We start from the raw sequence: 22,785 nt of genomic DNA on the forward strand, positions 1-22,785 counted from the left end.
GACTACTCTCCACCAAGATCGGAAAAGGGTTTAAGCCCCGTCAATAACCCATACAAGCCGTGCAATGGCACGGGCAGCCACGTGGGGCGATTTTCGGCTTCATAGGCCACTTCATAGGCCGCCTTCTCCAGGCCGAACAACGCCAAAGCGGCGTCGGCACCTTCAGGATCTTGCCAGGCATGCTCAAGACTAGCTGCCGCCCGGCGATATGCCTGCACAAATGCCTCACGGGCCTCACGCAGATAGCGCTCGGCGACCAGACGCCGCGCGGTTTCAGACTCGGCACTGTGGTCAACGTTGTGCACGTTGATGGTCATCGCCGCCGCATAATCGAAGGAGCGCAGCACGCCGCTGACATCCTTGTACGGGCTGTGTTTGCCACGGCGCTCGCTCAATGGACGCGCCGGTTCGCCCTCGAAGTCGATCAGATAGGCATCGCCCTTGATCACCAGCACCTGGCCCAGATGCAGGTCGCCGTGGACGCGGATACGCAAGCCACCCGTGGCTTTTTTCGCCAGTTCCTGCAGATGCGCAAGAATGGTTTTCTTCTCGTCGATCAGGCGTTTGACCAGCTTCTGATCCGCCGCATCGAGTTCACCTTGATGCTGGTTGAGCAACTTCAAGGCATGCTCGACTTGCGCGACAACATCCTTGCCCGTGGCCTGCATGTCTTTGGCCGTCGACACCTGCGGCGCGAAGTCGGCATTGTCGGTTGGCGCGGCGAGCACCTGATGCATTTCGCCCAGACGCTGGCCGAGCATGCCGGCAAAATCCTTCAGCTCACCGAGGGCGTTGTAATGCTGTTCCTGTTCGGACATGGCATCGGCGAGTTCATCACGCAGCGCCCGTTCGAGGTTGTTCTGCGTCCATTCCCAGGCGTCGCCCTGATTGCTCAAATAACCCTGGGCGATCATCAGCAGGTTGTCTTCGCCCTTGGCGTCTCGGCGAATCACTGAACCGAGCAGCGGAGAGATATTGGCAAATCCGGCCTCGGTCAGGTAAGCGCTCATCTCCAGTTCCGGGTGTACGCCAGAAGCGACTTTACGTATCAGCTTGAGCACCAGGCTGTTGCCGATCACCACTGAGCTGTTCGATTGCTCGGCGGACAGATAGCGCACGTCCGACTCGGCACCGAGGCCGAGTTTTTCCAGCTGCGACGTCGGCGCAAATCGGATTTCGCCCTCGGCCGACTCCAGCACCGTGTTGTTCTGCATGCCTTGCAGCACCGCACGAATAAACGCCTCAAGGCTGAACGCGTCGGTGATCAAACCGACCTGTCGCACCCGTCTTACACGGGACAAGGCCAATTGCTGCGGCAACGCCGGGCCGACCTGATCTTCGGCAATGAAGCCAAATGGCAGTTGATAGCGACTGGTCTGCCCAGCGCTGGTGACTTCGATTTCGCTGAGCAACACCGGGTGCTGTGCATCGCCAAAGCGCACGCCATAAGCGAGATGGACTTTTTCGATGGCCGCGTCCTTGCCGGCGAACCAGCGGCGGTTCTGCAGCCAGCTCGGCAGAATGCTCTGCTCCAGCGTCGTGCGGGACGGCGCTTCGAGCAGTTCTTCCATGCGTTTTTTCAGCACCAGCGTGGTGAAGTCCGGCAGGCTTTGCGCCGGTTCGACATGCCAGCTCGGCATCTGGTTTTCTGCGGCCAGACCGAACCAGTAGAAACCATACGGCGCCAGGGTCAGGAGGAAATTCAACTGACCGATCGGCGGGAAGGCGTTTCCGCCAAGCATCTCCACCGGCACCATGCCGACGTAGGCCGACAGGTCCAGCTCCACCGCTTGCGCACTGCGCGAGACGTTGGCCACGCAGAGGATGATTTCGTGTTTGCCGTCGGCATCGGTGAATTCGCGGGTGTAGGCCAGCACGCGGCGGTTGTTCGGGGACAGCATCTTCAAGGTGCCACGGCCGAAGGCCTTGGACTGCTTGCGCACCGCCAGCAGACGTCGGGTCCAGTTCAGCAACGAATGCGGGTCGCCGGACTGGGTTTCGACGTTGACCGACAAGTAGCCATATTGCGGATCCATGATCGGCGGCAGCACCAGGCTAGCCGGGTCGGCGCGGGAGAAGCCGCCGTTGCGGTCGATCGACCACTGCATCGGCGTACGCACGCCATCGCGGTCGCCGAGGTAGATGTTGTCGCCCATGCCGATTTCATCGCCGTAATACAAGGTCGGCGTGCCGGGCATCGACAGCAACAGGCTGTTGAGCAATTCGATGCGTCGACGGTCGCGTTCCATCAATGGCGCCAAACGTCGACGAATGCCGAGATTGATCCGCGCACGGCGGTCAGCGGCGTAGTAATTCCATAGATAGTCACGTTCTTTATCGGTGACCATCTCCAGAGTCAGTTCATCGTGGTTGCGCAGGAAAATCGCCCATTGACAGTTGGCGGGGATTTCCGGGGTCTGACGCAAAATGTCAGTGATCGGGAAACGATCTTCCTGAGCCAGCGCCATGTACATGCGCGGCATCAACGGGAAGTGGAACGCCATGTGACATTCGTCGCCGTTGAGGCCAGCCGCATCGGTATCGCCGAAATACAGCTGAGTGTCTTCCGGCCATTGGTTGGCCTCGGCGAGCAACATGCGGTCGGGGTAATTGGCGTCGATCTCGGCGCGGATTTGCTTGAGGACGTCGTGGGTCTCGGGCAGGTTTTCGTTGTTGGTGCCGTCGCGCTCGATCAGGTATGGAATGGCGTCGAGACGCAAACCGTCGATGCCCATGTCCAGCCAGTAGCGCATCACCGAGAGCACGGCTTTCATCACTTGCGGGTTGTCGAAGTTCAGATCGGGCTGGTGCGAATAGAACCGGTGCCAGAAGTACTGGCCGGCGACCGGGTCCCAGGTCCAGTTGGATTTTTCCGTGTCGAGGAAAATGATCCGCGTGCCGTCGTATTTCTGATCGTCATCCGACCACACGTAGAAGTCCCGCGCCGCCGAGCCGGGTTTGGCCTTGCGCGCACGCTGGAACCACGGGTGCTGGTCGGAGGTGTGGTTGATGACCAGCTCGGTGATCACCCGCAAGCCGCGTTTGTGCGCCTCGGCGATAAAGCGCTTGGCGTCGGCCATGGTCCCGTAATCGCTGTGCACGCCACGGTATTCGGCGATGTCATAGCCGTCGTCGCGACGTGGCGAGGGGTAGAACGGCAACAGCCAGATGGTATTGACGCCGAGGTCGGCGATGTAATCGAGTTTGGCGATCAGGCCGGGAAAGTCGCCGATCCCGTCGTTGTTGGAGTCGAAAAACGATTTGACGTGAACTTGATAGATCACCGCGTCCTTGTACCAGAGCGGGTCTTTGATGAAGGTGGCTGCCTTGGGTTTCTTCGCCATGTGAAACTCCTGCTGAATGCTTTAAAAGCGCCCCACGATGATCGTTCCCTCGCTCTGCGTGGGAATGCCGCCATGGACGCTCTGCGTCAGTTTCTGGGACGCGGAGCGTCCCGGGATGCATTCCCACGCAGAGCGTGGGAACGATCATTACGTAGCGGTGATTCGCCAAATGCCAAACGGCTGATACGCCGGGTCGATGCGCATGAACTGATATTTGCGATGCCAGTCCCAGCGATGGCCGTTCATCAAGTCTTCGCCGTGGGTCGTCGCATCGTCGGGCAGACCCATTTCCCACAACGGCAGCTCAAAATTCGCCTCCTGCACGTTATGCGGATCGAGGCTGACCGCGACCAGAATGAAGTTGCTGCCGTCGAAACTGCGCTTGCCGAAATACAGAATGTTGTCGTTCCAAGCGTTGTAGACCTTCAGGCCCAGGTGCGTATGCAGCGCCGGGTTCTGCCGGCGGATACGGTTGAGCTGGGCGATCTCGGCAATGATGTTGCCGGGCGCGGTGAAGTCGCGGACGCGAATCTCGTATTTCTCTGAGTCGAGATATTCCTCTTTGCCCGGCACTGGGGCCGACTCGCACAGCTCGAACCCCGAGTACATGCCCCACAGGCCCGAGCCCATGGTCGCCAGCGCCGCACGAATCAGAAAACCCGGACGCCCGGATTCATGCAGGAATGCCGGGTTGATGTCTGGCGTGTTGACGAAGAAGTTCGGCCGGTAGCATTCGCGCCACGGCGATTCGTTCAATTCGGTGAAATACGTCGCCAGCTCAGCCTTGGTGTTGCGCCAGGTGAAATAGGTGTAGCTCTGCGTGTAACCGACCTTGCCCAGCCGCGCCATCATCGCTGGCGTAGTGAAGGCCTCGGCGAGGAAAATCACTTCGGGGTACAGCGCCCGCACATCGGCGATCAGCCATTGCCAGAACGGCAGTGGTTTGGTGTGCGGATTGTCGACGCGGAAAATCTTCACGCCCTCCTCGACCCAGCCGATGACGATGTCGCGCAACTCGATCCACAGGCTCGGAATCGCATCCGGCGCATAGAAGTCGACGTTGACGATGTCCTGATATTTCTTCGGCGGATTTTCCGCGTATTTGATCGTGCCGTCCGGGCGCCAGTTGAACCAGCCCGGATGCTGCTTGAGCCACGGGTGATCCTGGGAACACTGGATGGCGAAATCGAGGGCGATTTCCAGACCGTGATCGGCAGCAGCGGCGACCAGTCGGCGGAAGTCTTCGCGGGTGCCGAGTTGCGAGTGAATCGCCTCGTGTCCGCCCTCCTCGCTGCCAATCGCGTAAGGGCTGCCGGGATCATCCGGGCCGGCGGTCAGAGAATTATTGCGGCCCTTGCGGTGGGCGCGACCGATCGGATGGATCGGCGTGAAATACAGCACGTCGAAACCCATGTCCTGAATCATCGGCAGGCGCGAATGCACGTCATTAAAAGTGCCATGGCGATGGGGATCGTCGGTCATCGAGCGCGGAAACAGTTCGTACCAACTAGCGAATTCAGCCAGTTCGCGTTCGACGTCCATCGGGAACTCAGGACTGACGCTCAAGTACGCGCGGTGATCGGCCTCGGCCATCAGTTGCGCACTGCGCGAGTGCAGAAACAGCGCAACTTGCTCGGTTTCGAGCAGGCCGGACAATTCATGGTGCAAGGCAGCCAGTTGCTCACTGAGCTGGCCTTCGCTGCGTTCGGCGGCCTGTTGCACCATCGTCCGGCCTTCCTGCAGCTCCAGCGAGACAGGGACGGCGGCGTTGTGCTTTTTCTCCAGTTCATACTGAAAACTGGCGAAGTGGTCGATCCACGCTTCGATGCAATACAGGTAGCGGCCCTGATGTTCAGGGCGGAACTGGCCTTGCCAGCCATTATTGCCCTGATCGGTCATGACTTCGCTTTGCCAGGTTTCCTCACCTTCCTCGCGCCAGCGGATGCGCACGGCGAGTTTGTCGTGACCGTCGGCAAACACTTTGCTGGTGACCACCACTTCACGACCGGCAATCGACTTCACGGCGAACTGCCCGCCATCCAGCGTCGGCATGATGTTTTCGATGGCAATGCGCGGCAGCAGCAACGCCTGCGACAGCGGCATGTGCGGGTTGTAGCTTAATTCAGAAGTTTTTTCAGACGTCATTGAGCATCTCTCCTTAACGCCCCAAGGACGCTCTTGTGCCGGGTCAGTGTTCGCAACGCAGCGCCTGCCCCGGAATGAACTCACTTAGGTTCCGAGCAACCGCCGCCGGGAAAAGTTCAGATGAAATTGCCGTGTCAGAAAAGCGGATCGAATTGCGCGCAGGGTGGTCAATCCACTTAAGCACTTCTCACGCCATGTGCCACACGGAGGTCAACAGATGAACATCCCGATTCCGGCGGAAACGCCCGATCCGAACATCGACAAACCCACCCTGCCCGAGACCGAGCCGCAACCGATTCCCGAGCAGGAACCACCCGGCACCACGCCACCGCCTAAAGAGGAACCGCCGAGCACGATGCCCCCGGTCATCGTCTAACTGATCGTTCCCACGCGCAGCAAAGGAATGCAGCCCGGGACGCTCCGCGTCCCATAGCGGACGCGGAGCGTCCATTGAGCCATTCCCACGCAGAGCGTGGGAACGATCATCCGGCACCGGAATGATCAGTGGTCGTCAGTCTTATCCTCTTCCTTTTCGAAAAGCTTCACGATCCGCGGCATCACGCTAAAAATTGCCAGTGCGAGAAAGGTGCTGAGCAACGCCGTAGCCTCTTTGCCCAACCCGGCGGCCACACCAATGGCCGCCGTCATCCACAGCCCGGCAGCCGTGGTCAGGCCTTTAACATGGCCTTCATCGCCTTCCTTGTTTTTCAGAATAGTCCCGGCACCGAGAAAGCCGATCCCGGCAATCACCCCCTGCACCACCCGGCTCATCGCATCGGACTCGGCGCCGGACGTCTGCGGCACCAGCACAAACAACGCTGCCCCCAGCGCTACCAGCATGTGCGTGCGCACCCCGGCCGCCTTGCCCTTGTGCTCGCGCTCGAAGCCGAGAATTCCGCCGAGTACCGCCGCCATCAGCAGGCGCACGGTGATGCGCGTCAATTGCGAAGCATCTCCGACGTCGGCGAATTCCGCTTGCAGGGTTTGCCACACTTCATGCCACCACGCGTTCATCGTGCAGTCCTTGTTGTTATTGGCTGGATAGACGATGGACAACGGCGACCATTAATCGGTTGCGCAGAACGATCCGCGAACCTTGCGTCCTAATCTTGCAGACCTACCTGAAAAAGGACTGCTCCTATGCCTCTTCGAGTCGATGAATCCAACCCCGAGCAAAAAGTGTGTTTTTTCACCGTTGAACATGGCGAGGAAATTCGCATTTGCGACACCCTGGAAGTCATGACGGATAGCGAAAAATCCATGTCGTTCGTGGACATAGAAGGCCGGCGCGTTTACATCACCGAAGCAGAAGCCGACAAATTGACCGTCGCAGGTGCCAAGGACGGACGCAAACACCTGAAAGCCGACGAGAGTGATTCGGTGATTTGACTGACCTTGATCAACACCGCGCGCAAACGTCTGCGATAGGCGTTTGCGCCCACGTCTGCGGGCTGCTTCAAGTTGTCGCAGGCGCTGCGCGAAATCTCATCTGATCCGCTTTTTATTGAAATACCTGAGTCTGTTATGCAAACAGATCGACGCTCATAGTGCTCCGGCCTGATGGAGGCTGATGAGCGAATGACCATGAGCGAACAAATCCCCGTCCGAACCGTAGAAGCAACGCCCACTATAAAGAGTGTGCCCGCACGCCCAATGAAGGCGACGGCCAAATCCAGCGACAACCAGATCCACACCCGCAGCTTCACCGGCCTGTTCCGCACCCTGCGCATGAGCGGCGCGGGATTTCTGTTTGTGCTGTTTTTCGGCACCGTGTGGCTGAATTGGGGCGGTCGTCAGGCGGTGCTTTGGGATCTTTCCGAAAGCAAATTCCACATCTTTGGCGCGACATTCTGGCCGCAGGATTTCATTCTGCTTTCGGCGCTGCTGATCATCGCCGCGTTCGGCCTGTTCGCCATCACCGTGTTTGCCGGTCGGGTCTGGTGCGGCTACACCTGCCCGCAGAGTTCGTGGACGTGGATCTTCATGTGGTGCGAAAAGATCACCGAAGGCGAGCGCAACCAGCGCATCAAACTGCAAGCCGCACCCTGGAGCCTGAACAAACTGGCGCGCCGTGCGGCCAAGCACACTTTGTGGCTGGCAATCAGCGTAATGACCGGCCTGACCTTCGTCGGTTATTTCACCCCGATCCGGCCATTGGCTGAAGAGTTGCTGACCCTGCAAATCGGCGGTGTCAGCCTGTTCTGGGTGCTGTTCTTCGCTGCGGCCACCTACATCAACGCCGGCTGGTTGCGTGAAGCGGTGTGCATGCACATGTGCCCGTATGCGCGGTTCCAGAGCGTGATGTTCGACAAGGACACCCTGGCGATTGCCTACGACGTGGCCCGTGGCGAGAATCGGGGCCCGCGTAAACGCGACGTGAAGCCGGTAGAAGCCGGTCTGGGTGATTGCATCGACTGCCAGTTGTGCGTGCAGGTCTGCCCGACTGGCATCGACATCCGAGACGGCTTGCAGATGGAGTGCATCGGTTGCGCCGCGTGCATCGACGCCTGCGATTCGATCATGGACAAGATGAACTACCCGCGCGGCTTGATCCGCTACAGTTCCGAGCGCGAATTGCAGGGTGGCAAAACCCATCTGCTGCGCCCGCGCCTGATTGGCTACACCGTGGTGCTGGTGGCAATGATCGGCGCGTTGGCACTGGCGCTGGTCGAGCGGCCAATGGTGTCGCTGGACGTGACCAAGGATCGCGGGCTGTTCCGCGAGAACGGTCAGGGCCAGATCGAAAACATCTATAGCCTCAAAGTCATCAACAAGACCCAGCAGCGTCAGGATTACCACCTGAGCTTGGTCGACGGCGATGGCTTCCAGTTGCAAGGCAAGAATGAGTTGAGCCTGGCGCCGGGGGAAATTGTCGATGTGCCGGTGTCGGTGGCGATGACCACAGAACGCCCGGCCAGCAGTTCGCAGACCCTGAGCTTCAAGATTGCCGACAGCGATGAGCCTGAGGTTTATAGCGTGGCGAAAAGCAGGTTTGTGGCGCCGATGAATCGCTGAGCCGTTAGAATCTTTTCCCCTCACCCCAGCCCTCTCCCAGGGGTAGAGGGGGCCGACCGAGGTGTCTGTCGCTAGATATCGACCTGACAGACCGAGTCGATTATGGATTCAGCAAAGCACTTTCCGGCCGAATCGATTATGGATTCAGAAAAGCACTTTCAGGTCGGTGTAGTTCACAAGCATCCCCCAATCAGTCCCCTCTCCCTCTGGGAGAGGGCTAGGGTGAGGGGCAATTTCCCTGACACCCATCAATCAACCAGCACCAAGGCTCCTCGATGAAACGCTACGAAAAATTCGCCGACGACATCGCTGAACTGATCCGCTCCGGCGTCCTTGGCCCCGGCCAGCGCGTGCCTTCGGTGCGCTACGCCAGCCAGACCTATGGCGTCAGCCCGTCCACGGTGTTCCAAGCCTATTACCTGCTCGAACGCCGTGGCCTCATCCGCGCCCGGCCGCGTTCCGGCTACTTCGTCAACACCCACGCGCCGAGCCCGTTTTCCGAGCCGGTGATCAGCAGCCACGTTAACGACTCCACCGAAGTCGACGTCAGCGAACTGGTGTTCTCGGTCCTCGATTCGATCAAGGACCCCAGCACCGTCCCCTTCGGCTCGGCATTCCCCAGCCCGACCCTGTTTCCGTTGCAACGCCTGTCGCGCTCGCTGGCCAGCGCCGCCCGCGAGATGGACCCGCGCATGGTCGTCACCGACATGTCGCCGGGCAACCCGCAACTGCGCCGGCAGATCGCCCTGCGCTACATGGTCGGCGGCCTGATGCTGCCGATGGAAGAACTGCTGATCACCAACGGCGCTCTCGAAGCGCTGAACCTGTGCCTGCAAGCCGTAACCGAACCCGGCGATCTGGTGGCGATCGAAGCCCCGGCGTTTTACGCCAGCCTGCAAGTGCTGGAACGGCTGAAACTCAAAGCCGTGGAAATCCCCGTGCACCCGCGCGACGGCATCGACCTCGGCGTGCTTGCGCAAACTCTGGAGCGCCATCCGATCAAGGCCTGCTGGTGCATGACCAGTTTCCAGAACCCGATGGGCGCAACCATGCCCGAAGCGAAGAAGCAGGAACTGGTCGAACTGCTGCGCCGCCATCAAGTGCCGCTGATCGAAGACGACGTCTACGCCGAACTCTATTACGGCCAACAGGCCCCGAAACCGGCCAAGGCCTTCGACACCGAAGGTCTGGTGATGCATTGCGGCTCCTTTGCCAAGAGCCTCGCGCCCGGGTATCGCATCGGCTGGGTCGCCGCCGGCCGCTACGCACAGAAAATCGAACGACTGAAACTGATGACTTCGCTGTGCGCCTCGATGCCAGCGCAGGCAGCGATTGCCGACTATCTGCAGCACGGCGGCTACGATCGGCATCTGCGCAAACTGCGTTACGCCCTGGAAGAACAGCAGAGCGCGATGCTCGCCGCGATTGCCCGTTATTTCCCGGCGCAGACGCGGGTCAGCCAACCGGCGGGCGGTTACTTCTTGTGGCTGGAATTACCGCCGCAGATGGATTCGTTGAAGTTGTTTCAGATGGCGCTGGCACAAGGCATCAGCATTGCGCCGGGGCCGATTTTCTCGCCGACGCAGCGGTTCAGGAATTGTATTCGTCTGAACTATGGCAGCCCTTGGACTGAGGATTCGGAGAAGGCCATGGAGACGTTGGGGCGGATTGTGCGGTCGTTCTGACAATCCTGTGTTGTCTGGGCTATTGCCTTCGCGAGCAGACCTGGCAGCGAAACTCTCTGGACTTAACGCCCACCCCCCAAATCAACAAACGTCCCGGTCGCATACGACGCCTTGTCCGACAACAACCAGACAATCGCCTCCGCCACTTCATCCGGCCGACCGCCACGGGCCATCGGAATCGCCGACTCGAGCTTGCTGACCCGGTCCGGATCGCCGCTCAAGGCATGGAAATCGGTATAGATGTAACCCGGACGCACCGCGTTGACCCGAATCCCTTCGCCCGCCACTTCCTTGGACAGACCGATGGTGAAGGTGTCGAGCGCGCCTTTGGAGGCGGCGTAATCGACGTATTCGTTCGGCGAGCCGAGGCGCGCAGCCACTGACGACACGTTGACGATACTGCCGCCCTGCCCGCCGTGCTTGGGCGACATGCGCAGGATCGCGTGCTTGGCGCAGAGGATCGGCGCCAGGACATTGGTTTTCATGATTTTCAGAATGCGGAATTCGGACATTTCGTCGACTCGCGACTTTTGTCCGACGGTGCCAGCATTGTTCACCAGAGCGGTGACACGGCCCAGTTCGCTGTCGACGCGCTGGAACAGCGCAATCACTTCGTCTTCGATGCTGACGTCGGCACGTACGGCGATGGCTTGTGCGCCCAATGCGCGGACTTGCTCCAGCACGCTTTGCGCAGCCTGTTCATCCGACTGATAGTTGATGCAGATCCGATAGCCTTGCGCGGCAGCCAACAAAGCCGTAGCGGCGCCAATTCCGCGCCCGCCACCGGTGATCACAATGACTTTATCCATGCTGGCCTTTCCCCCAAATGCACACGTAACAGTCGGGGGGAAGAATAACCGCCATTGGCGGCTTTTGCATGGAGTCTGTGGTGTCTGGGCAGACGCCTTCGCGAGCAGGCTCGCTGCCACACTGTATTTGTGCTCCACGCCGCCCCTGTGGGAGGGAGCCTGCTCGCGAAGAACGGTAACGCGGTCGATCAGACCACCGCTAACTGCTCGCCCCGCGCAATATCCTGCATGAATTTTTCCGCCGGCATCGGATGCCCGAGCAGATAACCCTGCAGCGAATCACAACCCAATTGAGTCAAGAACTCCTGCTGCACGCCGGTTTCCACGCCTTCAGCGACAATGCGCAAACCAAGCGCCTGCCCCAACGCGACAATCGCCGAGACAATCGCCGCATCGTCACTGTCATGCTCCAGATCGCGGACAAACCCACGGTCGATCTTCAGTTCATTGGCCGGCAACCGCTTGAGGTACATCAGGCTGGAATAACCGGTGCCGAAGTCATCGATCGACAGGTCGACGCCCATGTCCGACAACTCCTGCAACACCGTCATGCTCGCATCGGCATCGCTCATGGCCGTAGTCTCGGTGATTTCCAGGGTCAGGCTGTTGGCCGGCAAATGGTGAGTGGCCAGCGCCCTGGCCACGCTGCGCACCAGTCCCGTGTGGCAGAACTGCAACGCCGACAGATTCACCGCGATACGCCAGTCGGTATAACCGAGCACGTACCACTCGCGCATCTGCCGGCAGGCTTCGTTGAGCACCCATTCACCAATCGGAATGATCAGTCCGGATTTCTCCGCCAGTTCGATGAACTTGTCCGGCATCAGCATGCCGTGGACCGGATGCTGCCAGCGCAGCAACGCTTCAGCGCCGACGGGACGGCCATTGGCGGCGTCGAACTTCGGCTGGTAATGCAAGCTGAACTGACTGTGCTCCAGCGCCGCACGCAGGTCCTGCAACAACTGCAACTGCTTGCGGGCGTTGTTGTTCATCGACGCGTCGAAGAAGCTGTAACCGTTTTTGCCGCCGCCCTTGGCGTGGTACATCGCGGCGTCGGCGTTCATCAGCAGTTCCTGCGCGTTCTGGCCGTTCCCCGGGTACAGGGCGATGCCGACACTGGCGGAGATCTGCAAGTCATGCTCGGCGACACGGAACGATTGCGCGATCAGGCCGACCTGGCGTGCCGCCAGACCTAACGCGTCGTTGGGTTCGGCCAGACGCACCAGCAGCACGAATTCATCGCCACCGATCCGCGCCAGGGTATCCGGGCCGCGCAAATCTTCGCGCAGACGCAACCCCACTTCGCGCAACAACTGGTCGCCCATGTGGTGACCGAACGCATCGTTGACCGGTTTGAAGCCGTCCAGATCGATGAACATCAAGGCAAAACAGCCACCCTGCTCATGAACCTTTTTCATTGCCTGATTAATGCGGTCGTCCAGCAGCATGCGGTTCGGCAGCCCGGTCAAGGTGTCGTGCAGGGCCAGTTGCGTGAGTTCGCGGTTGGCCACGGTCAGCGAGTGCGCCAGATCCGCCGTGCGCGCTTCGAGACGCGCGTCGAGAATCGAGGTCAGCAAGGCAATCGACAGCACCGCCAACGTGGTGATCAACACCAGGCTGTCGAGGCCGTTGCCCTTCAAGCCGTTGACCGTGGCACCACAGAAACTGCCATCAGGAAATTGCGCGGCAGCCATGCCGGTGTAATGCATGCCGACAATGGCGATGCCCATGATGATCGCTGCGCCGCCGCGAATCAGCCGCACATAGGGAGAATGCTGACGCAAGCGGAAGGCGATCCACAACGCCGCCGCCGACGCACCGACGGCAATCAGCAACGAAGCGCCAAACAGCGTCGGGTCGTAGTCGATGCCCGGCGTCATGCGCATCGCCGCCATGCCGGTGTAATGCATGGCACTGATTCCGCTGCCCATGATCAGCGCACCGAATGCCAGTTGCAGCATTGGCAGTTTCGGCTGGCTGACCAACCACAAGGCGAACCCGCAGGACAGTACCGCGATCAGCAGCGACAGCGCGGTCAGGCTGATGTCATAGCCCAGATCGATCGGCAGTTTGAAGGCGAGCATGCCAATGAAATGCATCGACCAGACGCCGATGCCCATGGCGAACGCACCACCGGCGGTCCAGAAATGCACCGCGCGGCCTTTGGCCGTGGCGATGCGACCGGTAAGGTCGAGCGCGGTGTACGAAGCGAGAATCGCCACGCACAACGAAATGAAAACCAGGGTGGAGGAATAACTACCGATGAGCATGGGATTTCTCGTGGCCACCCAACGCGGACTGCGTCCATTCTCGGTCAGGCAAAGGCGGCGATTGTACTGATTGCACAGAAGAACGCACTGACAAAGTAATCAAATGGCCATCAAGCCGATGAAACGCTCGTTTGATCGGCCGACGAGGCTCTGGCGCGGCGTTCACGGCTTTACCCGATCGTTCCCACGCTCTGCGTGGGAATGCCTCAGCGGACGCTCTGCGTTTTGATCGTTCCCACGCTCCGCGTGGGAATGTAGCCAGGGACGCTCCGCGTCCCCTCCAGAGCCGAACGCGGAGCGTCCGTTGAGGCATTCCCACGCGGAGCGTGGGAACGATCAGTGAAGCCAACCTTCAGCGGGTGTTATCGCTGACATCCAATTGTCCGTCCCAACCGCCGCCCAGCGCAGCAATCAATTGCACGCTGGCGATCAAGCGGCTTTGCAGAATGTTCAGCACATTGCGCTCGTTGCTCAACGCTGTCGCTTGCACCACCACCACATCGATGTAGGCAATCAATCCGGCCTTGTACTGGTTTTCCGTCAGGCGCAGGGAATCGCGGGCAGCATCCAGCGCTTCCTGGCGCACTGCTGCTTCGTCCTCGTAAACCTTGAGCTGCACCAGATAGTTTTCCACCTCACGGAAACCATCGAGCACAGTCTGGCGATACTTGGCCACGGTCTGATCGTAGACCGCTTCAGTGCGGTCGACTTCGGCCGAACGGATGCCGCCATCGAAAATTGGCAACGACAGTTTCGGCCCGACCGACCAGAAACGGTTCGGCAGGCTGATCAGGTTCTGCGACGTACTGCTGCTGTAGCCGCCACTCAAGCTCAACGACAGGTCCGGGTAATACGCCGCTTTCGCCACGCCGATGTTGGCGTTGGCCGCAATCACCGAACGCTCCGCCGAGGCGATATCCGGGCGCCGCTCCAGCAACTGCGACGGCAGGCTCAATGGCACCTGCGGCAGCTTCGGAATGGTCTGCACTTCGGCAATGTTGAAATCCGCCGGCGCTTGCCCGGTCAGCACGGCAATCGCATTTTCGAACTGCGCACGTTGCCAGATCAGATCGACCAGATCGGCCTGGGTACTTTTCAGCTGCGTCTGTGCCTGCGCGACCGCATCCCGCCCGGAAACACCCGCGCGGTATTGGTTTTGGGTCATTTTCAGCGACCGCTCATACGCCGCCACCGTCGCTTCGAGCAGGCGCTTCTGCTGATCGATCACGCGCAGTTGCAGGTAGTTTTGTACCAGCTCCGATTGCTGGCTCAGGCGCATGGCCGCCAAGTCGGCAAAACTGGCCTGGGCGCTGGCCTCATCGGCTTCCAGTCCACGGCGCAGCTTGCCCCACACGTCCGCTTCCCAACTGACACCCAGCTCGGCGTTGTAGGTGTCACGTATCCCACTGGAGGAACTGCTCAGACTCGAACTGCTGCTGCCGGTGCCTTGGCTTGAGCGGGTTTTACCCAAGCTCAGATCGACACTCGGATAAAACGCCCCGCGCGCACTGCGTACCAAAGCCTGGGCCTGACGGTACTGGGCTTCCGACTGCGCGACTGTCTGGTTGGAACTGTTGAGTTTCTCGATCAGCCCGTTGAGCTGCTGATCGCCGTACAACTCCCACCAGGCACCCCGGGCCAGCGAATCGCTCGGGTTGGCCTGGGTCCAGCCCTCGGCTTCCTTGTACTGGGCAATTTCAGCGGTCTGCGGACGCTGGTAGTCCGGGCCGACGGCGCAGGCACTGAGCATCGCCACGCACAGCGACAGGCTCAGCAGACGCGAGCCGCGAACAGTGGCCAGATTGAAAAGCGAACGGTCAGTCATAGCGGAGTTTCCAGAGCGGCATCAGTACGCACGCCACGCCATTTGTTGAAACGATGGCGCAGCTTGTCGAGATAGAGGTAAACCACAGGGGTGGTGTAAAGCGTCAGCACCTGGCTGAAAATCAGCCCGCCGATGATGGTCAAGCCCAACGGCTGGCGCATTTCCGCGCCTTCGGCTCGGCTGAGCAGCAACGGCAAGGCACCGAGAATCGCCGCCAACGTCGTCATCAGAATCGGCCGCAGACGCTGTAGACAGGCACTGCGAATTGACTCCAGCGGCGACAGGCCCTGATGACGTTCCAGTTGCAATGCGAGGTCGATCATCAGAATGGCGTTTTTCTTCACCACGCCAATCAGCAGGAACAATCCGAGCAACGAGATCAGACTGAATTCGCCGCCCAGCACATAGATCGACAGCAGCGCACCGACCCCGGCCGAAGGCAGGGTCGACAGGATCGTCAGCGGATGGATGTAGCTTTCATACAGCACGCCCAATACCAGATACACCGCCAGCAGCGCGCCGAGAATCATGAACGGTTGGCTCTTCTGCGTCGCGGCAAAAGCGTCGGCGGTGCCGGCCATTTTCGCGATGACATCTTCCGGCAGGCCGAGCTTGGCAATCGCCCGCTCGATGGCCGCACTGCCCTGCTCCACCGTCACGCCTTCAGCCATGTCGAAGGAAATGTCCTCGGAGGCAAACTGGCCTTCGTGGCTGACGCGGTCGTCTTCCAGGCTGTTTTCGTAATGGGCAAAGGTCGACAACGGCACCCGCGCGCCATCGGCGGTAATCACCTGCACTTGCTTGAGCGTCACCGGATCCTGGGCGTATTTCGGATTGACCTCCATCACCACCTGATACTGGTTGAGGCTGTCGTAGATCGTCGAAATCTGCCGCTGGCTGTAGGCGTTGTTCAGCACGGCGGTGACCATGTTCATGTCGACACCGAGGCGTTTGGCCTGATCGCGGTCGACAATCAGTGTCACTTGCTGCGCACCGCGCCCTTCGCGGGCATCAATCGCGGTCAGTTCAGGCAACGCCCGCAGCGCGGCGACCACTTTCGGATACCACTGACGCAGGGAACCGAGGTCCGCACTTTGCAGGATGTAACTGTACTGCGACGTGGTTTGCTCGCGTCCGCCGCCAAACTGCAGATCCTGATCCGCCATCAGCATCAGTTGCGCACCGGGGACCTTGGGCATTTCCTTGCGCAGGCGTTCGATGACTTTCTGCGCATTGAGCTGACGCTCCTTGATCGGTTTCAGACGTACCAGCATGAAAGCGTTGTTGGTGCCGTTGGTGCCACCGATGAAACCGGCGACGCTTTCCACCGCTTCGTCCTTGAGCACGGCACGGCGGAAGATTTCCATTTTCGGCTGCATCACGCTGAACGACAGGCCGTCGTCACCGCGCACAAAACCGATCAACTGGCCGGTGTCCTGCTGCGGCATGAAGGTTTTCGGCACCACCACGTACAGCGCGACGTTGACGCCGACGGTGATCAGCAGACTGAGCAATGTCAGCCGACGGTGGCGCAGCACCCAGTCGAGGCTGGTCGCGTATTTGCCGACCATCCAGTCGTTGGTGCGGCGGCTCCAGCGTTGCAGGCGGTTTTCCTGCCCCGGCGTGTGCGGCTTTAGCCAACGGGCGCAGAGCATCGGCGTCAGCGTCAGCGAAACCACCAGCGAGACAACAATGGCCGCCGCCAGGGTGATGGAAAACTCGCGAAACAGGCTTTCGACAATCCCTCCCATAAACAGGATCGACAAGAATACCGCCACCAGCGAAACGTTCATCGACAGCAAGGTAAAACCGACTTCCTTGGCCCCGAGGTACGCGGCCTGCATCGGTTTGACGCCTTCGTCGATGTGCCGGGAAATGTTCTCCAGCACCACGATGGCATCGTCCACGACCAGCCCGGTGGCGAGGATCAACGCCATCAGCGACAGGTTGTTCAGCGAGAAGCCGTAGAGGTACATCACCGCAAAGGTGCCGACCAGCGACACCGGCACGGCCAGTGTCGGAATCAGCGAGGCGCGGAAATTGCCGAGGAACAGGAACACCACCAGGATCACCAGTGCCACGGCAATCAGCAGGGTCATCTCGGCTTCGTGCAACGTTGCCTTGATCACCGGCGAACGGTCCATGGCCAGATTCAGCTTCACGCTGGCCGGCAACACCGCTTGCAGTGCCGGCAGTTGCGCCTTGATCTCGTTGACCGTCTCGATGATGTTGGCGCCGGCCTGGCGGTTGATCACCAACAGCACCGCCGCGTCATCGTTGAAGAAGCCGCTGTTGTAGCGGTCCTCGACGCCGTCGCTGACCTTGGCCACGTCCTTGAGGCGCAGTGCGGCGCCGTCGGCATAGTGGATGATCAGTGACTCGTAATCCTTGGCTTTCTCCAGCTGGTCATTGGCCTGGATCTGCCACAACCGTTGACCGTCCTCAACCGAGCCTTTCGGCCGGCGAACGTTGGCATCGGCGATGGTCTTGCGCACATCGTCGAGCGCCACGCCGTACTGGTTGAGCGCCTGCGGTTCGAGCTCGATGCGCACCGCCGGCAGGGAACTGCCGCCGATCTGCACTTCACCGACGCCCTGCACCTGGGAGAGGCTCTGGGACAGAATGGTCGAAGCCAAATCGTAGAGCTGGCCTTTTTCCAGCACATCGGAGGTCAGCGACAGCACCATGATCGGCGCCTGCGACGGGTTGACCTTCTTGTAGGTCGGCATGCTGCGCATTCCGCTCGGCAACAGGTTGCGCGAGGCGTTGATCGCGGCCTGCACTTCCCGCGCGGCACCGTTGATGTCGCGGTCGAGGTCAAATTGCAGAATGACCCGGGTCGAACCCTGACTGGAACGACTGCTCATGGTATTGACGCCAGCGATAGCGCCGAATGAGCGCTCCAGCGGTGTGGCCACAGTGGACGCCATAACTTCCGGGCTGGCACCGGGCAGACTCGCCTGCACGACGATCACCGGGAAGTCCATTTGCGGCAGCGGTGCCACCGGCAACAGGCCGAAGCTGACACCGCCAAGAAGCATGATCGCCAGGCTCAGCAGCATCGTTGCGACCGGGCGCTTGATGAAAGGACCGGAGAGGTTCATTGACCGCGATCTCCGCCTTCACCGCAGATCCCTGTGGGAGCGAGCCTGCTCGCGAATGCGATCTTACATTCAACAAGGATGTTGCCTGATAGGCCGCTTTCGCGAGCAGGCTCGCTCCCACCTTGAATGTGCGATGCTCGCAAAGTCATACCGACACCTCTTCAGTGTCAGCATTGGTCTTGCCAAAGCGCCGACCGAGGCGGTCGAAATACAGGTAGATCACCGGCGTGGTGAACAGCGTCAGCACCTGACTCACCAACAGACCGCCAACCATCACCAGACCCAGCGGCTGACGCAGTTCAGCCCCGGAACCGGTGGCGAGCATCAACGGCACCGCACCAAACAGCGCCGCCAGGGTGGTCATCAGAATCGGCCGGAAGCGCAGCAGCGCGGCCTGATAGATCGCCTCCTGCGGCGCCATCCCCTGATTGCGCTCAGCATCGAGGGCGAAGTCGATCATCATGATCGCGTTCTTCTTGACGATACCGATCAGCAGGATGATGCCGATGATGGCGATCATGCCCAGGTCATTACCACTGAGCAGCAACGCCAGCAACGCACCGACCGCCGCCGACGGCAAGGTCGAGAGAATGGTGATCGGGTGAATGTAGCTCTCGTACAGCACGCCGAGCACGATGTACATGGTCACCACGGCCGCCAGAATTAGCAGCAAGGTACTCGACAGTGACGCCTGGAACGCTTCGGCCGCACCCTGGAACTGGGTTTGTACGCCGACCGGCATGCCGATATCTTTCTGTACCTGCTCGATGACGTCGACCGCATGCCCCAGCGCCACGCCGGGCGCGAGGTTGAACGACATCATCACTGCCGGAAACTGGCCGATATGGGTAATCGCCAGTTGCGCCTGACGTTCTTCCACATGGGCCAGACTCGACAGGCGTACCTGTGCGCCGTCGGTGGTCTTGACATGAATCTGGTCCAGCGCCTGCGGGCCGATCTTTTCCCCGGCCTGAGCTTGCAGCACCACGCGGTACTGGCTGGCCTGGGTGTAGATCGTCGAGATCTGCCGCTGGCCGAAAGCGTCGTACAGTGCATCGGTGATGTTCGCCACCGAAACGCCAAGGCGGGAAGCGGCATCGCGGTCGATCACCAGATAGACCTGCAAACCCTTGTCCTGCAAATCACTGGCGACGTCGGTCAGTTCCGGACGCTGCGCCAGCGCTTCGACCAGACGGCTGCTCCACTGGCTGAGCAGTTCGGAGTCCGGCGAGGACATGCTGAACTGGTATTGCGTGCGGCTGACGCGGTCCTCGATGGTCAGATCCTGCACCGGCTGCATGAACAGGCGGATGCCGACCAGTTTGTCCAGTTGTGGTTGCAGGCGCGCAATCACTTCAGTAGCGGTCAGATCACGATCGCCATGGGGTTTGAGGTTGATCAGCAAGCGCCCGCTATTGAGCGTGGCGTTGTCGCCGTCGACACCGATGTAGGAAGACAGGCTCTGCACCGCCGGATCTTCGAGAATGATTTTCGCCAGTTCCTGTTGACGCTCACCCATCGCAGCGAAGGAAATCGACTGCGGCGCCTCGGAAATGCCCTGAATCACCCCGGTATCCTGCACCGGGAAGAAGCCTTTCGGCACGACCATATAGAGGAATACGGTCAACGCCAGTGTGCCGATCGCCACCAGCAAGGTCAGTGGCTGGTGCTTGAGTACCCAGCGCAGCATCCGACCGTATTCGGCAATCATCCAGTCAATCACCGCACCACTGGCGCGGTAGAAACGGCCCTGCTCATGTTCCTCGGGTTCACGTTTGAGCAAACGTGCGCACATCATCGGCGTCAGGGTCAGTGAGACCACCAGCGAAATCAGGATCGCCACGGCCAGGGTGATGGCGAATTCGCGGAACAATCGCCCGACCACGTCGGCCATGAACAGCAACGGAATCAGTACCGCGATCAGCGACAGGGTCAGGGAAATCAGGGTGAAACCGATCTGCTTGGCGCCCTTGAGCGCGGCCTGCATCGGGCTGTCGCCCTCTTCGATGAAGCGCGCGATGTTCTCGAGCATGACGATGGCATCGTCAACCACGAAACCGGTGGCAATGGTCAGCGCCATCAGGGTCAGGTTATTGACCGAGAAACCGGCCAGGTACATCACGCCGAAGGTGCCGATCAGCGACAGCGGCACGGCCACCGACGGAATGATCGTCGCACTGGCGCGGCGCAGGAACAGGAACGTCACCATCACCACCAGGGCGATGGCGATGAGCAATTCGTGTTGCACGTCGGTGACCGAGGCGCGGATGGTTTGCGTGCGGTCGGTCAGCACGGTGACATCGAGGCCGGCCGGCAGGTTGTCGGTGATGCTCGGCAGCAGCGCCTTGATGCGGTCAACCACCTCGATCACGTTGGCACCCGGCTGACGCTGGATGTTGAGCAATACCGCCTGATTCTGGTTGGCCCACGCGGCGAGGCGTTCGTTCTCGGCGCCATCGACGATTTCCGCAACGTCCTTGAGCCGCAGGGGCGCGCCGTTTTTGTAGGCGAGAATGAGGTTGGCGTAATCCTTGGGCGATGTCAGTTGGTCGTTGGCGTCGAGCATCGACACCCGGGTCGGGCCGTCGAAGTTACCTTTCGGCTGGTTGACGTTGGAGGCGCTGATCAAGGTGCGCACGTCCGACAGGTTCAGGCTGTTGGCGGCCAGCGCTTCCGGGTTGACCTTGATGCGCACGGCCTGACGCTGACCGCCGGCAATGCTGACCATGCCGACGCCGCTGATCTGGGCGATTTTCTGCGCCATGCGCGTATCGACCAGGTCATTGAGTTTGGGCAGCAGCATGGTTTTCGAGGTGATCGCCAGGGTCAGCACCGGGGTGTCTGCCGGGTTGACCTTGTTGTACACCGGCGGCGCCGGCAAATCGGTCGGCAGCAGATTGGTCGCAGCGTTGATCGCGGCTTGCACCTGTTGCTCGGCAACGTCCATGTTGATGTCGAGGCTGAAACGCAGGGTCAGCACCGACGCGCCGCCGGAACTGGTCGAGGCCATTTGCGTCAGGCCGGGCATCTGCCCGAACTGGCGTTCAAGCGGCGCGGTCACGGCACTGGTCATCACATCCGGGCTGGCGCCGGGATACAGGGTCATGACGCGGATGGTCGGGTAATCGACTTGTGGCAACGCCGATACCGGCAACAAGCGATAAGCGATCAGGCCGGCCAGAACAATGGCCAGCATGCTCAGGGTAGTGGCTACCGGTCGGAGGATGAACAGCCGCGAAATGTTCATGCGCCCTTCTTGGCCTTGTCAGTCACGGCTGCGTCCGAAGGGTTGGCAGCGGATTTGCCTTGCAAGTGTTCGGTCGGCGTGGTCGGCACTTGATTGCTGTCATTGACCACCTCCACTTCACTGCCTTCTTTCAGGCGGTCTGTGCCTTCCAGTACCACGCGGTCGCCAGCGGCGAGGCCTTCGGTAATGACGGTGTTTTCGCCATCGCTGGCGCCGATCTTCAACTGGCGAATGGTGACTTTCTTGTCGCCGTCCAGTGCGTAGACGAAGGTGCCGTTGGTGCCGAACTGGATGGCCGCCGACGGTGCCAGCACCACGCCTTTCAGCGTATCAGCCAACAGGTGAACGTTGACGAACTGGTTGGGGAACAGCGCCTGATCGCGGTTTTCGTAGCGGGCCTTGAACTTCAGGGTGCCGGTGGCGACGTCGATCTGGTTGTCGAGGCTTTGCAAAACACCGGTGGCTTGCAGTTTGGTGTCGCCGCGATCCCAGGCTTCGGCCGGCAGCTTGGCGCCGCTGCGATAGCGGGTGAGCACGGTTTCCAGACTGTTTTCCGGCAGGGTGAAAGCCACGCTGATTGGTTGGGTCTGGGTGATTACGGCAAGGAACGTGGTGTCGTTGGCGGTGACGAGGTTACCGACGTCAACCTGACGCAGACCGACACGGCCGGCAATCGGCGCGCGGATCCTGGTGAATTCGAGATTGAGCTTGGCATCGTTGACCGCCGCCTGATTGGTCTTGACCGTGCCCAGATACTGACCGACCAGCGCTTCGGCGGTGTCCAGCGTCTGTTTGGCGATGCTGTCTTCTTTGAACAGACCGCGATAACGCTCGACATCGACCTGAGCGTTTTTCAGTTGTGCCTGATTCTGCAGCAAGGTGCCTTCGGCCTGCAGCAAGGCGTTCTGGTACGGGCGCGGATCGATCTCGGCCAGCAGGTCACCAGCCTTGACCATCTGCCCTTCTTCGAAATTGATCTTGACCAGTTCGCCGCCCACCCGGCTGCGCACATTGATGGTGTTGAGCGCGGTCACCGTACCCAGCGCCTTGTAATACAGCGGGAAGTCGCCGGTGACTGCTGGCGCTACGCGTACCGGAATCGGCCCGGTGCCGCCACCGAAGCCCGGCCGCATCATCCCCGAACGCCCGGTGTGCCCGGCCGCCGCCTTGTCAGCGCCCTCTTTGTGGGCTGAACCGGCGGGCCAGAACTTCCAGCACAGGACGGCGATAACCAACAGGACCAGCAGGCTGATCAGCCAGCGACGGGAGTTACGAGGGGACGATTGCATGGAGTCATTAACCATTGGGCGCGTGGGCTTCTTTTACGGGAGGCTGAACGAT

General features: G+C 60.4%; 13 protein-coding genes. 4 read left to right on the forward strand and 9 right to left on the reverse strand.

What is annotated here, in order from left to right; all coding sequences use genetic code 11:
• Nucleotides 1-2 precede the first annotated feature (2 nt).
• Both treS and L8H52_RS18025 read right to left on the reverse strand, forming a co-directional pair.
• Nucleotides 3-3,344 carry a maltose alpha-D-glucosyltransferase gene (gene treS / locus L8H52_RS18020; RefSeq protein WP_242208014.1) on the reverse strand — a complete coding sequence of 1,114 codons (3,342 nt, stop codon included), beginning with the start codon at nt 3,342-3,344 and terminating at the stop codon, nt 3-5.
• Nucleotides 3,345-3,491: 147 nt separating this feature from the next.
• The gene (locus tag L8H52_RS18025) at nt 3,492-5,489 is read right to left on the reverse strand and encodes an alpha-1,4-glucan--maltose-1-phosphate maltosyltransferase (protein ID WP_242208013.1); all 1,998 of its coding nucleotides are present in this window, start codon (nt 5,487-5,489) and stop codon (nt 3,492-3,494) included.
• Between the two features lie 217 nt (nt 5,490-5,706).
• On the opposite strand from L8H52_RS18025, the gene L8H52_RS18030 reads away from it, so the two are divergent.
• On the forward strand, nt 5,707-5,865 hold the full coding sequence (locus tag L8H52_RS18030) for a hypothetical protein (RefSeq protein ID WP_016985118.1): 159 nt from the start codon (nt 5,707-5,709) through the stop codon (nt 5,863-5,865).
• Nucleotides 5,866-5,990: 125 nt separating this feature from the next.
• On the opposite strand, the gene L8H52_RS18035 is transcribed toward L8H52_RS18030, so the two are convergent.
• The gene (locus L8H52_RS18035; protein ID WP_242208012.1) at nt 5,991-6,503 is read right to left on the reverse strand and encodes an MgtC/SapB family protein; all 513 of its coding nucleotides are present in this window, start codon (nt 6,501-6,503) and stop codon (nt 5,991-5,993) included.
• Between the two features lie 126 nt (nt 6,504-6,629).
• Between L8H52_RS18035 and L8H52_RS18040 the strand changes: the two genes are divergently transcribed.
• The 3 genes from L8H52_RS18040 to mapR all read left to right on the forward strand — a co-directional run bounded on the left by L8H52_RS18040 (nt 6,630) and on the right by mapR (nt 10,189).
• Entirely contained in the window at nt 6,630-6,878 is a 249-nt protein-coding gene (locus tag L8H52_RS18040) for a DUF3203 family protein (RefSeq protein WP_242208011.1), read from the forward strand.
• Between the two features lie 195 nt (nt 6,879-7,073).
• Nucleotides 7,074-8,504, forward strand: coding sequence for a cytochrome c oxidase accessory protein CcoG (gene ccoG, locus L8H52_RS18045; RefSeq protein ID WP_242208010.1), 1,431 nt, complete (start codon nt 7,074-7,076; stop codon nt 8,502-8,504).
• 275 nt (nt 8,505-8,779) lie between these two features.
• A complete protein-coding gene (gene mapR, locus L8H52_RS18050) occupies nt 8,780-10,189 on the forward strand; it encodes a GntR family transcriptional regulator MpaR (RefSeq protein ID WP_007919188.1) in 1,410 nt (469 codons plus the stop codon).
• Nucleotides 10,190-10,251: 62 nt separating this feature from the next.
• On the opposite strand, the gene L8H52_RS18055 is transcribed toward mapR, so the two are convergent.
• From L8H52_RS18055 to L8H52_RS18080, 6 genes are all read right to left on the reverse strand, one after another.
• Nucleotides 10,252-10,998 (reverse strand): SDR family oxidoreductase, encoded by a 747-nt coding sequence (locus L8H52_RS18055; RefSeq protein ID WP_242208009.1) that lies wholly within the window; start codon nt 10,996-10,998, stop codon nt 10,252-10,254.
• Between the two features lie 188 nt (nt 10,999-11,186).
• On the reverse strand, nt 11,187-13,268 hold the full coding sequence (locus tag L8H52_RS18060; protein WP_242208008.1) for an EAL domain-containing protein: 2,082 nt from the start codon (nt 13,266-13,268) through the stop codon (nt 11,187-11,189).
• A gap of 352 nt (nt 13,269-13,620) precedes the next feature.
• The gene (locus L8H52_RS18065; protein WP_242208007.1) at nt 13,621-15,093 is read right to left on the reverse strand and encodes an efflux transporter outer membrane subunit; all 1,473 of its coding nucleotides are present in this window, start codon (nt 15,091-15,093) and stop codon (nt 13,621-13,623) included.
• Nucleotides 15,090-18,197, reverse strand: a complete 3,108-nt coding sequence (locus L8H52_RS18070) for an efflux RND transporter permease subunit (protein WP_242208006.1) — start codon at nt 18,195-18,197, stop codon at nt 15,090-15,092. The genes L8H52_RS18065 and L8H52_RS18070 overlap by 4 nt, the downstream gene beginning before the upstream one ends.
• 145 nt (nt 18,198-18,342) lie before the next feature.
• On the reverse strand, nt 18,343-21,444 hold the full coding sequence (locus L8H52_RS18075; protein ID WP_242208005.1) for an MdtB/MuxB family multidrug efflux RND transporter permease subunit: 3,102 nt from the start codon (nt 21,442-21,444) through the stop codon (nt 18,343-18,345).
• Nucleotides 21,441-22,748 (reverse strand): MdtA/MuxA family multidrug efflux RND transporter periplasmic adaptor subunit, encoded by a 1,308-nt coding sequence (locus L8H52_RS18080; RefSeq protein WP_242208004.1) that lies wholly within the window; start codon nt 22,746-22,748, stop codon nt 21,441-21,443. The genes L8H52_RS18075 and L8H52_RS18080 overlap by 4 nt, the downstream gene beginning before the upstream one ends.
• Nucleotides 22,749-22,785: the final 37 nt, after the last annotated feature.

The organism is Pseudomonas sp. CROZ-RG-20F-R04-15, from assembly GCF_022662375.1.
In the GTDB taxonomy this organism is placed as follows: Bacteria; Pseudomonadota; Gammaproteobacteria; order Pseudomonadales; family Pseudomonadaceae; genus Aquipseudomonas.

Coding starts and splice junctions, on each gene's coding strand:
- treS (WP_242208014.1), bottom strand. CDS start 3,344: ATGGCGAAGAAACCCAAGGCAGCCACCTTCATCAAAGACCCGCTCTGG.
- L8H52_RS18025 (WP_242208013.1), bottom strand. CDS start 5,489: ATGACGTCTGAAAAAACTTCTGAATTAAGCTACAACCCGCACATGCCG.
- L8H52_RS18030 (WP_016985118.1), top strand. CDS start 5,707: ATGAACATCCCGATTCCGGCGGAAACGCCCGATCCGAACATCGACAAA.
- L8H52_RS18035 (WP_242208012.1), bottom strand. CDS start 6,503: ATGAACGCGTGGTGGCATGAAGTGTGGCAAACCCTGCAAGCGGAATTC.
- L8H52_RS18040 (WP_242208011.1), top strand. CDS start 6,630: ATGCCTCTTCGAGTCGATGAATCCAACCCCGAGCAAAAAGTGTGTTTT.
- ccoG (WP_242208010.1), top strand. CDS start 7,074: ATGAGCGAACAAATCCCCGTCCGAACCGTAGAAGCAACGCCCACTATA.
- mapR (WP_007919188.1), top strand. CDS start 8,780: ATGAAACGCTACGAAAAATTCGCCGACGACATCGCTGAACTGATCCGC.
- L8H52_RS18055 (WP_242208009.1), bottom strand. CDS start 10,998: ATGGATAAAGTCATTGTGATCACCGGTGGCGGGCGCGGAATTGGCGCC.
- L8H52_RS18060 (WP_242208008.1), bottom strand. CDS start 13,268: ATGCTCATCGGTAGTTATTCCTCCACCCTGGTTTTCATTTCGTTGTGC.
- L8H52_RS18065 (WP_242208007.1), bottom strand. CDS start 15,093: ATGACTGACCGTTCGCTTTTCAATCTGGCCACTGTTCGCGGCTCGCGT.
- L8H52_RS18070 (WP_242208006.1), bottom strand. CDS start 18,197: ATGAACCTCTCCGGTCCTTTCATCAAGCGCCCGGTCGCAACGATGCTG.
- L8H52_RS18075 (WP_242208005.1), bottom strand. CDS start 21,444: ATGAACATTTCGCGGCTGTTCATCCTCCGACCGGTAGCCACTACCCTG.
- L8H52_RS18080 (WP_242208004.1), bottom strand. CDS start 22,748: ATGGTTAATGACTCCATGCAATCGTCCCCTCGTAACTCCCGTCGCTGG.